The organism is Candidatus Frankia nodulisporulans, assembly GCF_902806475.1.
Taxonomy (GTDB): domain Bacteria; phylum Actinomycetota; class Actinomycetes; order Frankiales; family Frankiaceae; genus Frankia; species Frankia umida.
In genome coordinates, this window is the sequence record NZ_CADCWS010000419.1 from 1 (window position 1) to 2226 (window position 2226).

At 67.5% G+C, this 2226-nt stretch carries 1 protein-coding gene and 1 pseudogene; both read right to left on the reverse strand.

Annotated elements, in window-relative coordinates; genetic code table 11:
* Positions 1-765: 765 nt before the first annotated feature.
* A pseudogene (locus tag G6R24_RS20405) lies at positions 766-1518 on the reverse strand (ABC transporter substrate-binding protein); the annotation flags it as partial.
* Between the two features lie 15 nt (positions 1519-1533).
* The gene (locus G6R24_RS23050) at positions 1534-1716 is read right to left on the reverse strand and encodes a hypothetical protein (RefSeq protein ID WP_225438863.1); all 183 of its coding nucleotides are present in this window, start codon (positions 1714-1716) and stop codon (positions 1534-1536) included.
* Positions 1717-2226: the final 510 nt, after the last annotated feature.

Here is a 2226-nt window from a genome sequence, read left to right on the forward strand (position 1 = left end):
CCATGAGTTCTGCATAAGCCTCCCGGCCTGACCTGCCAGGCGGAGCACACTCAACCGAGTCAACGACCATGTGGCGGACCGGAGAGATACACCCGTCTGGCCCGGCGTCCGTGCAGAGCTGCCGCGGGGCGACGTGCTGCGACCAGCTGGGTCACGGCGCTCGTCCCTGCTCCTCTCGTCCACAAGGACAACGCAGGCGGCCTGGCTCAGGACACCAGCGTCGTACCCCGCCCACCGGCCGTGACCGTGGCAGAGATGAACCTGGTGGCGGCAAGCGCCGGTGACACAGGCACCACCCACACCGGTAACAGAACTGAACGCCACCGAGCCCCGCCCGCTCGGACCGATGGACCGACGGACCGACGGACCGACGGACCGACGGCAGACATTATGCGCACCAGTAACGGAGATGAGCTTGACCCGGATGAGGCCCGAGCTGCGTTTCCGAGACCCCGCTTCGCCTATGCGCACCCGGCGGCGGACGATCCCGGGGAGGACCGGACCCCGCCGTGCCTGCTCACGATCACCCAGCCGACCATCATCGACCAGACCCTGCCCGGCCGCCACCGCCGCCACCGCACCGCCACGATCTTCTTCTCCCGACCCCACGCTGGTCACAGCAGTACGAATCACCTGTCTCACCTCATCCTGGCGGATAGGGCTGGTCGACGGCGAACAGCCGGTCCTGTTGGGAATGGCCAGGTCCGCGAGGATGACTGGCCAGATCAATCAGCGAGCAGGCGGGTCGAGCGTGGCAGGTCCGGATCAGGAAGTGAGCGAACGGACGAAGAAAGGAGCGACGTCGAGCTTCTTCTCCAGCACGCCGGCCTCGGCGTAGACGTCCGCGGACTGTTGGAACTGGCGGATCACCGTGTCATCGATCGGCGGAGCGCTCCACTGGCGGCGCCGCACCATGGTCAACGAGACCGGCAGGGGCAGCTTGGTCAGCGTCGCGAACAGCGAGGCGAACTGCTGTGGGTTCGCGTTCGACCACGCGTACGCAGCACGCTGGCGCGTCAGGAAGTCCGCGATGGCCGCACGCTTGGCCGGGTCCCCGACCGCCTGCCGGGTGGCGACGGTGAACCCGAGACCGCTGTTGATTCCCTCGCCGTCGCGCACGATCCGGGCGCTCTTCTGCTGGGCCAGCGCCACGTAGGGGTCCCAGGTCACCCAGGCGTCGATCCGCCGGGCGTCGAAGGCCGCCGACGCGGCCTGAGGCGTCAGGAAGGAGATGGTGAGGTCCTTCGGTGTCAGCCCGGCTTCCTTGAGCGCCCCGAGGAGCAGGTAATGCCCGATGCTTCCCTTCGTGGTCGGCGACACGGTCCGTCCCCGCAGGTCGGCGATGGTCCGAATCGGCGAGTCCTTGGGCACCAGCACCGCCACTCCGCGGGCTGACGCCCGGTTGACTCCGACGATCTTCAACGGCGCGCCGGCGCCGAGCGCGTTGAGAATGGGGGCGTCACCGGCCGGGCCGATGTCCGCCGCGTTGGCTCGCAGAGCCTGCAGCAGCGGGGCCGCTGCGGAGAAGTCGGACTACTCGATCTTGTAGGGCACGTCCTTGAGGACACCAGCCGCGTTGAACAGCCCCTTCATCTGGCCGATCTGATCGGCGGCCCGCAACGTCACCCCGGACAGGTCCACCTTGCCCGGTGCCGCGGTGCGCCCGCTTGACGGGTCGGATCCGCTACCGCAGCCCACCAGCACCAGGCCGGTCACGAGGGCGGCGATCCCTGCCAGGAGTCGGTGTCTGAACCGACGGGACACGCGTGACATCGAACGCTCCAAGGGAGGACATCCTGTCCGGGACGAACCGTCGCGCTGTCAGGGGACGGCGCTCGGCAACGAGCAGTGACATGAGTACGAGCAGTGACACGGGCATGTGCTGGCGCTGCACGAGCACGTGGTGCCAGTGCATGGGCACGTGGCGCCAGTGCCAGTGCCAGTGCATGGGCACGGGCCAGCGAGATGAGGACGAGGCAGCGAGATGAGGCAGTGACATGAGCACCAGGCCATGAGCACCAGGCGGTGAACAATGCTGCGGGCGAGACGATGCCGCCGCGACGAGGTCAGCCGCCCCAAGCGGCCTCCGTGACCGGCGGCCGCCCCGACTGTGCCTCAACGCAGAAGATACCGCACGCTGCGTAAGCCCACTTTGTGCACCCAAGTTGTCGAGAAGTGATATGTATCACAACACATTCTCCATTGACCTGTCCGGACAATGCGTGG